Source organism: Micrococcus lacusdianchii (assembly GCF_023155805.1).
GTDB classification, from domain to species: domain Bacteria; phylum Actinomycetota; class Actinomycetes; order Actinomycetales; family Micrococcaceae; genus Micrococcus; species Micrococcus lacusdianchii.
In genome coordinates this window covers 1-12072 of record NZ_JAKNUW010000031.1, presented here as the reverse complement: position 1 = coordinate 12072, position 12072 = coordinate 1, and the positions used below count along the sequence as shown (strand labels likewise).

Annotated in this window: 11 protein-coding genes; 2 read left to right on the top strand and 9 right to left on the bottom strand. The window is 65.1% G+C overall.

Annotation, left to right across the window (positions count from 1 at the left end):
• Positions 1-189: 189 nt before the first annotated feature.
• The 9 genes from MA879_RS11830 to MA879_RS12570 all read right to left on the bottom strand — a co-directional run bounded on the left by MA879_RS11830 (position 190) and on the right by MA879_RS12570 (position 10837).
• A complete protein-coding gene (locus MA879_RS11830; protein ID WP_248126720.1) occupies positions 190-1161 on the bottom strand; it encodes a helix-turn-helix domain-containing protein in 972 nt (323 codons plus the stop codon).
• A gap of 188 nt (positions 1162-1349) precedes the next feature.
• On the bottom strand, positions 1350-2597 hold the full coding sequence (locus MA879_RS11825) for an IS256 family transposase (protein WP_248126723.1): 1248 nt from the start codon (positions 2595-2597) through the stop codon (positions 1350-1352).
• Positions 2598-2673: 76 nt separating this feature from the next.
• Positions 2674-3069, bottom strand: a complete 396-nt coding sequence (locus MA879_RS11820) for a hypothetical protein (protein ID WP_248126717.1) — start codon at positions 3067-3069, stop codon at positions 2674-2676.
• A gap of 21 nt (positions 3070-3090) precedes the next feature.
• Positions 3091-3783 (bottom strand): response regulator, encoded by a 693-nt coding sequence (locus tag MA879_RS11815; RefSeq protein ID WP_248126713.1) that lies wholly within the window; start codon positions 3781-3783, stop codon positions 3091-3093.
• Positions 3780-6284, bottom strand: coding sequence for an ATP-binding protein (locus MA879_RS11810; protein WP_248126710.1), 2505 nt, complete (start codon positions 6282-6284; stop codon positions 3780-3782). Before MA879_RS11810 ends, MA879_RS11815 begins: the two co-directional genes overlap by 4 nt.
• A gap of 2 nt (positions 6285-6286) precedes the next feature.
• Positions 6287-6901 carry a potassium-transporting ATPase subunit KdpC gene (gene kdpC / locus MA879_RS11805; RefSeq protein WP_248126707.1) on the bottom strand — a complete coding sequence of 205 codons (615 nt, stop codon included), beginning with the start codon at positions 6899-6901 and terminating at the stop codon, positions 6287-6289.
• A gap of 22 nt (positions 6902-6923) precedes the next feature.
• Positions 6924-9071, bottom strand: a complete 2148-nt coding sequence (kdpB, locus tag MA879_RS11800; RefSeq protein WP_248126704.1) for a potassium-transporting ATPase subunit KdpB — start codon at positions 9069-9071, stop codon at positions 6924-6926.
• Between the two features lie 3 nt (positions 9072-9074).
• Positions 9075-10748, bottom strand: a complete 1674-nt coding sequence (kdpA, locus tag MA879_RS11795; RefSeq protein ID WP_248126701.1) for a potassium-transporting ATPase subunit KdpA — start codon at positions 10746-10748, stop codon at positions 9075-9077.
• Entirely contained in the window at positions 10748-10837 is a 90-nt protein-coding gene (locus tag MA879_RS12570; protein WP_035731468.1) for a potassium-transporting ATPase subunit F, read from the bottom strand. Before MA879_RS12570 ends, kdpA begins: the two co-directional genes overlap by 1 nt.
• A gap of 384 nt (positions 10838-11221) precedes the next feature.
• Here MA879_RS12570 and MA879_RS11785 point away from each other — a divergent pair, with 384 nt between their 5' ends.
• On the top strand, positions 11222-11794 hold the full coding sequence (locus MA879_RS11785) for a hypothetical protein (RefSeq protein ID WP_248126698.1): 573 nt from the start codon (positions 11222-11224) through the stop codon (positions 11792-11794).
• Positions 11791-12003, top strand: a complete 213-nt coding sequence (locus MA879_RS11780) for a hypothetical protein (protein WP_248126695.1) — start codon at positions 11791-11793, stop codon at positions 12001-12003. The genes MA879_RS11785 and MA879_RS11780 overlap by 4 nt, the downstream gene beginning before the upstream one ends.
• Positions 12004-12072: the final 69 nt, after the last annotated feature.

Sequence of the window (12072 nt, the reverse complement as noted above, 5' to 3'; positions counted from 1 at the left end):
CGACTCGTACAAGTCCACCGCCCGCTGCCGGAACTCGTCCGTGTAGTTCTTCCTAGCCATCCCTTGGATTCTCGCTTCCCCATCATCGTGCTGGAATCAGCGTGTCCAAGATCAGGGGTCAAGCGCCTCGGGAGAGTGCTGGTGATCCGTGCGCAAAAAGATGAGCGTTTCACCCGGCAAGACGCGCGTTCACTCAGGGTTGAGGGGCGGGACGACCCCGCTGATTCTGCGGTACTCGCTGGGGGAAACGCCGACACTCCGGCGGAACTGAAGCGCAGCGAAGTCGGGGTCCCCCCACCCCACCTGGGCCGCGATCTCTGAGATAGGCGTGTTATCCACGCGCAGTAGGTGGGCCATTCGCTCGGCACGAAGCATCGTCAAGTAGGAGATCGGCGACTTGCCAAAGGCCTCGACGAACACCCGCCGCAACTGAGACACGGACAAGTGCGCTCGGGCTGCGAGCTCAGTCACAGTCCAGTGCCGATCCAACTCCGCACGCAAGACCTGCGCTACCTCAAGAACCTCTGGACGCACCGGACGGAATTGACGATGACGTGGCACGGTGGGCGCCGATGCACGTCGCCGCGCGCCAGCTGCCCCCTCATTGGCAACCACAATGAACGGAACCAGAACGTCGAACACGGCGGAGACGAGCGATTGCGCTCGATAGAACCGATCAGGAGGAAGGCCGTCTACGCTCAATGCGACCAACTCATCGAGCCATGGCATCAGCAATCCCGCCCGGTGCTTACCGATACGGACCACCTGGGTGGGTTCTGCATAATGGGCGTCAAGAAACTGGCTGGCGTCGAGCCGCTCATGGAACCGGGACGCGTACTGCCAGAACACCTGATCGATGACATAGTCTCGGTCAAGGTAGAGCGTCGTGGTCGAAATCCACCCCTCGGGCTCAGCACCGAAGAGAGTGTTCGCTGCCAGAATCACAACGTCACCCATGCTGACGAAGTGCACGCCAAACTCACTGAACAGTCGAGCTCTGCCCGCGCGAACGACGATGAACTTGAGACAATCAAAAGCGATCGGGTCAACCGGCGCGTGTGCGACCTGGGTTCGGGCGAGGAGTGGCGAAAACGTGGCCACCGGCGCCAACGACACACCGTTGGGCCTCGTGAATACGTCCTGTCGACCATCGACCGTCATACTCGCTAATCGAAGGCTAGGCGCCCCCGAGAATCGAGTACCCCTAACGGTACCCATACGATGCGGACCGAGAACCCTAACGCTGACCTCGCACTGGACTCACCACATCGATGGGTCTGTCTGTCACCAGAACATCGGTTGAAGGGACTGTCCGATAAACGGTGTGTGGGATCCGGCGGTTTTCATCATTAGGTGGTTCTCTCGAACCGTCCGGCGAAGGTGATCGCGAACGCGTTGAGAGCGGGCTTCCACCTGATCACCCAGCGTGCCCTGCCTCCGCCGGTGGGGTCAAGTGAGCGGGTCACGAGGTAGAGACACTTCAACGCGGCCTGCTCGTTCGGGAAATGGCCGCGCGCGCGGACCGCCCTCCGGTAGCGGGCGTTGATCGACTCGATCGCGTTGGTCGTGCAGATCACCCGCCGTATCTCGACGTCGTATTCGAGGAACGGCACGAACTCCGCCCAGCTGCTGCGCCAGAGCTGGATGATCGCCGGGTAGCGCCCGCCCCACTCCGCCGAGAACTCCTCGAACCTGTCCTTCGCGGCCTGCTCGCTGGGTGCCGTATAGACCGGTTTGAGGGCCTTCACGATCGCGTCGCGGTGCTGGCGGCCGGCGTAGCGGAAACTGTTGCGGATCAGGTGAACGATGCATTGCTGCACGACCGTCTGCTCCCACGTCGTGTTGATCGCTTCCGGAAGCCCTTTGAGACCGTCGCAGACGGCGATCAGGACGTCCTCGACGCCACGGTTCTTCAGCTCGGTGAATACCTGCAGCCAGAACCTCGCCCCTTCGCCGCCATCACCGGCCCAGATCCCCAGAATCTCCCGCTCCCCGGCCGTGGTGACGCCCATCACGACATAGAACGGGGTGTTGCGGACCTGCCCGTCTCGGACCTTGACCACGATCGCGTCGACGAAGATCACCGGGTAGAGCGCGTCCAGCGGTCGGGAGGACCACTCCGCGAGCTCGGCGGCGACCTTCTCCGTGATCCGACTGATCGTGTCTTTGGACACCTTCGCGCCATAGACCTCGTCGAAATGCGCCGCGATCTCGCCCGTCGTCAACCCCCGCGCAGAGAGGGACAGCACGATCTGGTCGACGCCCTCGAGCCGGCGCTTTCGCTTCGGGACAATGACCGGCTCGAACGAACCATCACGATCCCGGGGGACCTCGATCTGCACTGGGCCTATCTCGGTGAGCACTGTCCTGACCCGCGTCCCGTTCCGCATATTCGCGGCCATCGGCGTCTCACCGTGACCGTGGCCCAGGTGCTCCGTCAGCTCCGCGTTCAACGCTGATTCGAGCACGCTCTTCGTGAGTTGATTCAGCAGCCCTCCCGGGCCCACCAAACTCACGCCCTGCTCCTTGGCCTGCGCGAGCAACCGCTCGGCGAGCTCCTTGTGATCGATGATCTCCCCAGTCACGGGATCAATCATCGCGTCATCCAACATCTCGGTCGTGTCAGCCACTGCCATCTCCTTTCGGATCAGGCCGGACCCCACACACCGTTATTCAGACAGTCCCCGGTTGAAGCGAAGCGATGAATCCCACTACTGCGGTGCTCAGCATGGTGACCGCGAGGGTCCGGCATAACCGCTCAGCGTGGGAGCGCTTATGAAGTTCAAGCCTCTCTGGATCGCGTTCTGATACGAAACCTGTGACGCTTGTCGAGTCGCGGTCACGGATCTCGTCGCGTGCTGTGAGGGGGCGCGTGTAGGTGCGGTCCTGCACGCTCCACATCGCGATCGGTCTCTGGTCGAGGCCCTCGACGATGGTGACGTTCGTGGTGTGGCGGGGCCCGTCGACGGCGCGGATGATGAGGGCGGCGATGGCGAAAGGGACGCCGATGATCGCACCGATCCAGGACAGCAGCTCACCGATGATGCCGATGGTGTCGAAGATACTCATGGTCGCGTCGGTGTCCCGAGGTCAGGTGGTCATGCCGTCAAGACGGTAGCCCATACCCGGCTCGGTCAGGAGATGCACCGGGTTGGCGGGGTCTTCTTCGAGCTTGCGTCGCAGTTGGGAGACGTAGAGGCGGAGGTAGCCCGTGTCTTCGGCGTGTTCAGTGCCCCAGATTGTGGTGAGGATGGTTTGACGGGTGACGAGCTTCCCGGCGTTGCGGATAAGGATGTCGATGAACTGCCATTCCGTGGGGGTAAGGCGGATCTGCTTTTGCCCGTCGGGAGTGTCGCGGGTGACGCTGTGCGCGGCGAGGTCGATGGTTACCGCACCGAGGTGGACGACGGGGGTGGCGTCTTCTGGGGGGACTCTCCGGGTAAGGGCGCGGATACGGGCGAGGAGCTCCTCGACGGCGAAGGGCTTGGTGATGTAATCGTCCGCGCCTGCGTCGAGCGCTTCGACTTTGTCGGCGGCGCCGGCGCGTCCGGAGACGACGAGGATGGGTGCCTGAGACCAGCCGCGGATGCCGTGGATGACTTCGATGCCGTCGAGCTTGGGCATGCCGAGATCGATGAGGAAGATGTCGGGGTGGTGGTCAATGGCGGCAGTGATCGCTTCGGCACCGTCTGCGGCGGTGAAGATCTGGTAGCCCTTGGCGGCGAGGGTGATCCGCAGGGCGCGGAGGATCTGCGGGTCGTCGTCGGCGATCAAGATTCTCAAGGCTGCTCCCGGCTGCTGCTTGTTGTTGAGGTGGTGGTGAGGGAGATGACCATGGTGAGCCCGCCACCGGGGGTGTCCTCGGGCGTGAGGGTGCCGTGCATCGCTTCGATGAACCCACGGGAGAGCGCGAGGCCGAGACCGAGGCCGGTGGTGTTGTCGGTGTCGCCGAGGCGTTGGAAGGGCAGGAAGATGTCGTCCAGCTTCTCGGGCGGTATGCCGGGGCCGCGGTCGATGATGCGGATCTCGAGCCGGTCACCGAAGGTGCTGGTGCTGACGTGGATCGGTGTGCCGGCCGGGGTGTAGCGGTGGGCGTTGGCGAGGAGGTTCACCAGGACTCGTTGCAGGAGTATGGGGTCGGCGTGGGCGAGCGCGTCGCCGTGGGCGAGGTTGAGGGTGACGTCGGTAGGGCCGAGGTGGAGTTCGTCGAGGGCTGGGGCGATGGTCTCCGCCGGGTCAGTGGGGATGTCGGCGATTGTGAGGACCCCGGCTTGGAGGCGGCTGACGTCTAGGAGGTCGGTGACGAGAGTTGCGAGGGCTGCGAGACTCTCATCGGCGGTGTCGAGGAGTTCCTTCTTGTCGGCGAACGCCAGATCGGGGCCGGCCGCCTTCAACCCGCCGACCGCTGCGGCTGCGGCTGCGAGGGGGCGGCGCAGATCGTGGCTGAGAGCGGAGAGGAGGGCGCCGCGTACCCGGTCGGATGCGGCGATGGGTTCGATCTGCTTAGCCGTCTGTGTGAGGTGCTGGTGTTCGAGGGCGGCGGTGAGTTGGGCGGTGACGACCGCGAGGAGGCGTTGTTCCGCCGCGGCGAGATCAGGGCCGTGCAGTTCCAGAGTGGTGTCGTCGGTGACGCGAATGCTGGTGTGGTGATTGTCGGGCAGCGGTTCACCCGACTGGGCGAGCACATCCTCGCCGCGCATGAGGCGGACGCCGGGAAGTTGGAATGCCTCACGGGTGCGGTCGATGAGCGCCTGGATCGCGTCGTCTGCGCGCAGGACGCTGCCGGCGATGGTTTGGATGAGTTCGGATTCGGCGGCGGATCTGCGTGCGGCACGGGTGTAACGGGCGGCACGGTCGACGATGAAGCTCACCAGGCTTGCGATCACGACGTAGAGGATGAGGGAGAGGAGGTGATGGGGCTGGTGGATGTGGATGGTGTAGAGCGGTTCAATGAACAGGAAATCGAGGGTGATCCCGGACAGCACCGCAGCAAAAAGGGCTGGCCAGATGCCTCCGACGAGGGCGACGATGACGACGAGAAGCTGATAGGACAGAACGTCAGTGGTGATGGAGTCTTCGCTGCGGAAGAGAGTCAGCAGTGCAGTGAGGGCAGGGCCGCCGAGGAGGGCGACGACGAACCCGAGGATGCGGCGTTTGCGGGTGAGTGCCCCGGTGAGCGGGGGCAGGGTGAGGCGTCTCCCGGCGGCGGCGTGGTTGACCATGTGCACGTCGATCTCGCCGGACTCGCGGACCACGGTCGCGCCGATGCCGGGGCCGGTGAACGCGGAGGTGATGCGTCCGCGGCGACTGGCTCCGAGGACGAGTTGGGTGGCGTTGACGGAGCGGGCGAACTCCACCAGCGCGGTGGGGATGTCTTCGCCGATGACCTGGTGGTAGGTGCCGTTGAGTTTCTCAACGAGTGCCCGTTGCTCGGCCAGGGTGGCGGGGTCGCCGGAGCGGAGCCCGTCTTGGCTGGTGATGTGCACGGCGATGAGCTCTCCGCCGGCGGAGCGGGCGGCGATGCGTGCGCCGCGGCGCAGCAGCGTTTCGCCCTCCGGACCTCCGGTGAGGGCGACGACGACACGTTCGCGGGCCTCCCAGGTGCTGTCGATGCCGTGGTCTTTGCGGTATCCCTTCAATGCCTGGTCGACTTCGTCGGCCAGCCAGATGAGGGCGAGTTCGCGCAGTGCGGTGAGGTTCCCGAGTCGGAAGTAGTTCGACAGGGCAGCATCGATGCGTTCAGCGGGGTACACGAACCCGCCGCTGAGCCGGTCCCGGAGGGCTTGGGGTGCGAGATCGACGACCTCGATCTGCTCGGCGCCGCGCAGGAAGCTGTCCGGGACGGTCTCGCGCTGGGGCACGCCGGTGATCTGCTCAACGACATCGTTCAAAGACTCGATGTGCTGGATGTTGAGGGTGGAGATCACATCGATCCCCGCCGCGAGAAGCTCTTCCACGTCTTGCCAGCGCTTGTCGTTCTTCGACCCGGGCGCGTTGGTGTGCGCGAGTTCGTCGACCAGCGCGACAGCGGGCTTGCGGTGAAGCAACGCTTCCAGGTCCATCTCTTCGAGAGTGACCCCGCGATGCTCAACACGTGTGCGGGGCACACTGGGAAATCCCTCGGTCATGGCTGCGGTCGCGGCACGTCCGTGGGTTTCCACGATCCCGACGACGACGTCTTTCCCGTCCGCGAGCAGGCGCCGACCGTCCTCCAGCATGGTGAAGGTCTTGCCGACGCCGGGGGCAGCGCCGAGCAAGACCCGAAGCTGCCCCCGTTTCGGCATGATCAGCCCTCCAACTTGTCCAAGGCGATGTTCAGTTCCAGAACGTTCACCCTCGATTCTCCCAGGTAGCCTGCGTCCGGGCCCTGGGTGTGCGCCTCGACCAGCTCCCGCACCTGCTCTGCGGGGATGCTGCGGGCTTCGGCGACACGGGCGATCTGGAGCGCCGCGTAAGCGGGGCTGATGTGCGGGTCGAGTCCCGAGGAGGAGGCGGTGACCGCGTCGGCGGGTACTTCGTCTTCGGTGACACCGTTGAACTCCGCGACCTGGGTCTTGCGCTCGGTGATCGCGGCGATGAGCTCCTCGTTCTCCGGTCCGTAGTTCGACCCGGACGAGGCGCCCCCGTCGTACCCGTCGCCGGCGGCGGACGGGCGCGGCTGGAAGTACTCCGGCAGCGGGTTCCCGTCTTCGTCGGTGAACGACTGTCCAATCAGGGTAGATCCGACAGGGGCACCGTCTTCGTTGGTGACGATCGACCCGTTGGCTTGGGCGGGGAGGGCGAGCTGTCCGATGCCGGTGATGAGGAGGGTGTACCCGACCCCCAAGGCGAGGGTGAGGAGGGTCATGGCGCGGGTGGCGACCCAGATGGTGCGCCCGACTCCGCGAGCTTGTGTGTTCATGATGATCTCTTTCTCAGAAGGCTCAGAAGCCGGGGATGAGGCGGACGACGAGGTCGATCAGCCAGATCCCGATGAAGGGGGCGATCACGCCGCCGAGGCCGTAGACGGCGAGGTTTCGGCCAAGGATGCTGGACGCGTTCCCGGGCCGGTACTTCACCCCACGCAGGGCCAGCGGGATGAGGAAGACGATCACGATCGCGTTGAAGATGATCGCCGACAGCACCGCCGAGGCCGGCGAGTGCAGCCCCATGATGTTGAGAGCGGCGAGCTGCGGGAACACGCCCATAAACATCGCCGGGATGATCGCGAAGTACTTCGCGATGTCGTTGGCGATGGAGAACGTCGTGAGCGCCCCACGGGTGATCAGCAGCTGCTTCCCGATCCGCACCACATCGATCAGCTTCGACGGGTCGCTGTCGAGGTCGACCATGTTGCCGGCCTCTTTCGCCGCTGACGTGCCGGAGTTCATCGCGACACCGACGTCGGCCTGCGCGAGCGCAGGGGCGTCGTTGGTGCCGTCGCCGGTCATCGCGACCAGGTTGCCGCCCTCCTGCTCCTTGCGGATGTAGGCGAGTTTGTCCTCGGGGGTGGCTTCGGCGAGGAAGTCATCGACACCTGCCTCTTTCGCGATCGCGGCCGCGGTGAGGGGGTTGTCGCCGGTGATCATGACGGTGCGGATACCCATTGACCGCATCTCGGCGAACTTCGCAGGCAGCCCCTCCTTGACGACATCCTTCAGGTGCACGACACCCAGGAGGTTCCCTTCCCCGGCGGCGTCCTTGGTCGCGACGACCAGCGGGGTGCCACCGGACTGGGAGATGCGTTCGACGTACTCGTCCAGCTCGGCGAGCAGGGATGACGGCAGGCGCCTCCCACCTTCTTCCAGCCAGGCGATGACGGCGGAACCGGCGCCCTTGCGGATCTGGGTGCCGTCGGGCAGGTCCAGCCCCGACATGCGGGTCTGGGCCGTGAACGGCACGATCTCCCCGGTGGTGTTCCGGTCGAACTCCCCATGTTCTTGCTCGGCGAGCTCGACGATCGACACGCCCTCAGGGGTCGGGTCTGCCAGCGAGGACAGCGCCGCCGCGCGGACGAGGTCCTGCTCGCGCACCCCGCCGAGGCGCACGAACTCGGAGGCGCGCCGGTTGCCGTAGGTGATGGTGCCGGTCTTGTCCAGCAGGAGTGTGGTGACATCTCCGGCGGCTTCGACCGCACGCCCGGACATCGCCAGCACGTTGCGCTGCACGAGCCGGTCCATCCCCGCGATGCCGATCGCCGACAACAGGGCGCCGATCGTGGTCGGGATGAGACACACCAGCAACGCGACAAGCACGGTCACACTGACCGGGGCGGCCGCATAGGACGCGATCGGGTTCAGCGTGAGTGCGACGACGACGAAGATGATCGACAGCGACGCGAGCAGGATGTTCAGCGCGATCTCGTTCGGGGTCTTCTGCCGGCTCGCACCCTCGACGAGGGAGATCATCCGGTCCACGAACGTCTCACCCGGTTTGGAGGTGATGCGCACCACGATCCGGTCCGACAGCACCCGGGTGCCGCCAGTCACGGCGGATCGGTCTCCTCCGGACTCGCGGACCACGGGTGCGGACTCGCCGGTGATGGCCGACTCGTCCACCGACGCGATGCCCCACACGATGTCGCCGTCGCCGGGGATCAGCTCGCCCGCGGCCACGACCACCACATCCCCCAGGGTGAGGTCTGAGGAGGAGGTCTGCGTGGTCGCGGCCCGCTCAGCGGCCGCATCGGTGGCCGGGTCGTAGGAGGTGACGCGGTTGGCCATCGTGCTGGTGCGGGTCTTGCGGAGCGTTTCCGCCTGCGCCTTGCCGCGGCCTTCGGCAACGGATTCGGCGAGGTTCGCGAACAGCACGGTCAGCCACAGCCACACCGCGATCGCCCACGTGAACTGCCACGGCACGACCGTGCCGCCGGAATCAGCCGGGCCGCCGATGAACGGCTCGCTGATCGCGAGGACCGTGGTGAGGGCAGCTCCCACCCAGACGAGGAACATGACGGGGTTGCGCCACTGTTCTCTGGGGTTGAGTTTCCGGAACGCACCAGGGAGCGCGGCCCGGACCTGTTCCCAGGTGAACCCGCCCTTCCGGGTGGGGGTTTCCGCCGTCTGGGGGCGGGGTTCGGTGATGGTGGACATGGTTTACATCAGCCCTTCCGCTAGAGGTCCTAGCGCGAGAACGGGGAAGAAGGTCAGTGCGGTCACGAGAACCGTCACTGCGGTGAGCAGTCCGATGAACATCGGACGATGCGTGGGCAGGGTGCCGGACGTCGTGGGGACCTTGTCCTGCGCGGCGAGGGAGCCGGCCAGGGCGAGGACGAACACGATCGGCACGAACCGGCCCAGCAGCATGGCAAAGCCCAGTGCGGTGTTAAGCCACGGGGTGTTCGCGGTGAGGCCTGCGAACGCTGATCCGTTGTTGTTGGCCGCGGAGGTGAACGCGTACAGCACCTCGGACATGCCGTGGATGCCGGGGTTCCAGATCGACGTGCTCTCCACCTCTTCCCGGATGCCGGGGATCGCGAAGCTCATCGCCGTCCCGGCCAGCACCAGGGTGGGCATGACGAGGATGTAGAGCGCGGCGAGCTTGATCTCTCGCGGGCCGATCTTCTTGCCCAGGTACTCCGGGGTGCGTCCGATCAGCAGACCCGAGATGAATACCGCGATGACCGCGAGGATCAGGATCGCGTAGATGCCGGACCCGACACCACCGGGGGTGACCTCGCCGAGCATCATGTTCAGCATCGGCATCATCCCGCCCAACGCCGTGTACGAGTCGTGCATCGAGTTCACCGCGCCGGTGGAGGTCCCGGTGCTGGTGGTGGCGAACAGGGTTGATCCGACGATCCCGAACCGCTGCTCCTTACCTTCCATCGCCCCGCCCGCAAGCTCCGGGGCGGTGCCCATGCCTGCGGACTCGAGCGCGGTGAGGATGCTGAACGACGCGACGTACAAGATCGCCATCACGGACAGGATCGCGTAGCCCTGACGGTTGTCGCCGACGATGCGGCCGAAGGTACGGGGCAGGGAGAACGGAATCGCCAGCATCAGCAGAATCTCGAAGATGTTCGTCCACGGGGTAGGGTTCTCGAACGGGTGTGACGAGTTCGCATTGAAGAATCCGCCACCGTTGGTACCAAGCAGCTTGATGACTTCCTGCGATGCGACTGGTCCGCCGGGCATGGTCTGCGTGGTGCCGGTAAGGGTGGTGACGGTGGTGAATCCGTTGAAGTTCTGGATCACCCCGCCGATCATCAGCACGATCGCACCGATCACCGCGATGGGCAGCAGAATGCGCAGGGCGCCGCGGATCAGATCGACCCAGAAGTTTCCGATCGTGCCAGAGCGGCGGTACGCGAAACCGCGCACCAGCGCGATCGCGACCGCGATGCCCACCGCGGCGGAAACGAAGTTCTGCACCGCAAGGCCCGCGAACTGAACCGTGTAGCCGACAGTGAGCTCGGGGGAATAGGATTGCCAGTTCGTATTCGTCACAAACGACACAGCCGTGTTGAACGACAGTGGCTCGGACGGGGCCGTGAGGCCCAACGAGTAGGGCAGCCATTGCTGGAGGCGTTGCAGGCCGTAGACGATCAGCACACCGATCGCAGAGAATGCGAGGACGCTGCGCAGGTAGGCCGGCCAGGTCTGTTCGGTCTTCGAGTCGACGCCGATGACCTTGTAGATTCCGCGTTCGATCTTCCAGTCTTTGCGGGACGTGTATACCCACGCCATGTAGTCGCCGAGTGGACGATAGAGCACACCCAGGATGATGGCGACGGTGGCGAGCGCGAGGAGCGCGTACATCCAGGTCATCAGAAGCGCTCCGGTTTCACCAGAGCGAACACGAGATACACGATCGCCGCGACCCCGAGGCCGGCGGCGAGAAGTTCAAAGACGATCACAGCTTCTCCACCGCCTTCCCCAGCAGCCCGACGACGACGAACAAGGCGATCACGCCGAGCACGTAGACGATGTCAAGCACAACAAGCTCCATTCGGATAACAAGCGACAGCAGGACTACTAGCCGCACGACCCGAGAATGCGGGCGCAACTCCCGATCAAACACCCGGCGCACCCTACGAAACAGGCGTCCTAACGGAACCCATACGAGGATCAGCGCGACTCTGACATCCCGCTAACACGACACCCCGGTGACATGCCCCCCGTCGCCTCCGATGCGGGTCACAGGCCGATCCGGCCGGTCCTGTTAGGGTCTGCCGGTGTGAGCGCATGAGTTCTGTGAGGGACCATTTCGTACCGCTCGATGCCCGCGTAGGACTTGACGCATGACTCTCACCGCGATCCTGCCCACCCTCAGACGCAGCATCCCCGACCCTCTCGAACCCCGACATTGGCCGGAGCACACCGTGCCCACGATCTCCGACGTCGTGGTGGGCGGGGTGTCCTTGACGAGACTGGTGGAGATCACCGGTACCCCGGCGCTACTCACGGGAGACCTGCCGCACCCCAAGCCGGCACAGGCTCGCGCCCACGGCATCGGAAACGACGTGACCGTGTTGATTTTCCGGATCACCCTCCGCATCGACACCGAAGCGGGCAAGCAGGTCGCACTCACCGACTGCGGGTTCGACCGCGTCGCCCCTCGCTGGGACGAGTGCCGACTCATCGGACGCACTTCGACCGCCAAGAACACCACCATCGAACTCATCCCCGGCGAATCCGGCGCCGCACCCTGGCCGTACCCAAGCGTCACCCTCCCCGGAGAGCTCCACCAGGGCGACCTGCTCGCCGTTCCCTGCGCCGGCGCTGTCGCCCTCCGCGACGTACGCCCGCAACTGCCGGTGAAAACTGTCGCGGCCCCCATGCCGCGCATCCTTGAACTCGCGAGTGCCTCATGAGTGTCCTGCACACCCTGATCTCATCCCGAGCGATGGCGCTCGCCGAGCTGTACCAGGACACCCCGACCTGGCCGACAAGAACCACGTTCACTGACAGCGACATCACCGTCGGCCAGCAGTCGCTCACCAGTCTCGCGGCTGAACGCGGTACCCGGGCCTTGACCCTTGATCGTGGACACGGTGTCGGTTCGGTTATGCCGCTTCCGTGAGGGTAGCTGACCTCGCGGCGTCGTAGGCGTTCTCGTAGCTATTTGGGCTCACCTGGCCGATCGTGGAGT

What these genes read in the sequence shown, in the direction of transcription:
- MA879_RS11780 (WP_248126695.1), top strand. Translation starts at nt 11,791, where the DNA reads ATGAGTGTCCTGCACACCCTGATCTCATCCCGAGCGATGGCGCTCGCC.
- MA879_RS11810 (WP_248126710.1), bottom strand. Translation starts at nt 6,284, where the DNA reads ATGCCGAAACGGGGGCAGCTTCGGGTCTTGCTCGGCGCTGCCCCCGGC.
- MA879_RS11785 (WP_248126698.1), top strand. Translation starts at nt 11,222, where the DNA reads ATGACTCTCACCGCGATCCTGCCCACCCTCAGACGCAGCATCCCCGAC.
- kdpC (WP_248126707.1), bottom strand. Translation starts at nt 6,901, where the DNA reads ATGAACACACAAGCTCGCGGAGTCGGGCGCACCATCTGGGTCGCCACC.
- MA879_RS11825 (WP_248126723.1), bottom strand. Translation starts at nt 2,597, where the DNA reads ATGATTGATCCCGTGACTGGGGAGATCATCGATCACAAGGAGCTCGCC.
- kdpB (WP_248126704.1), bottom strand. Translation starts at nt 9,071, where the DNA reads ATGTCCACCATCACCGAACCCCGCCCCCAGACGGCGGAAACCCCCACC.
- kdpA (WP_248126701.1), bottom strand. Translation starts at nt 10,748, where the DNA reads ATGACCTGGATGTACGCGCTCCTCGCGCTCGCCACCGTCGCCATCATC.
- MA879_RS11820 (WP_248126717.1), bottom strand. Translation starts at nt 3,069, where the DNA reads ATGAGTATCTTCGACACCATCGGCATCATCGGTGAGCTGCTGTCCTGG.
- MA879_RS11830 (WP_248126720.1), bottom strand. Translation starts at nt 1,161, where the DNA reads ATGACGGTCGATGGTCGACAGGACGTATTCACGAGGCCCAACGGTGTG.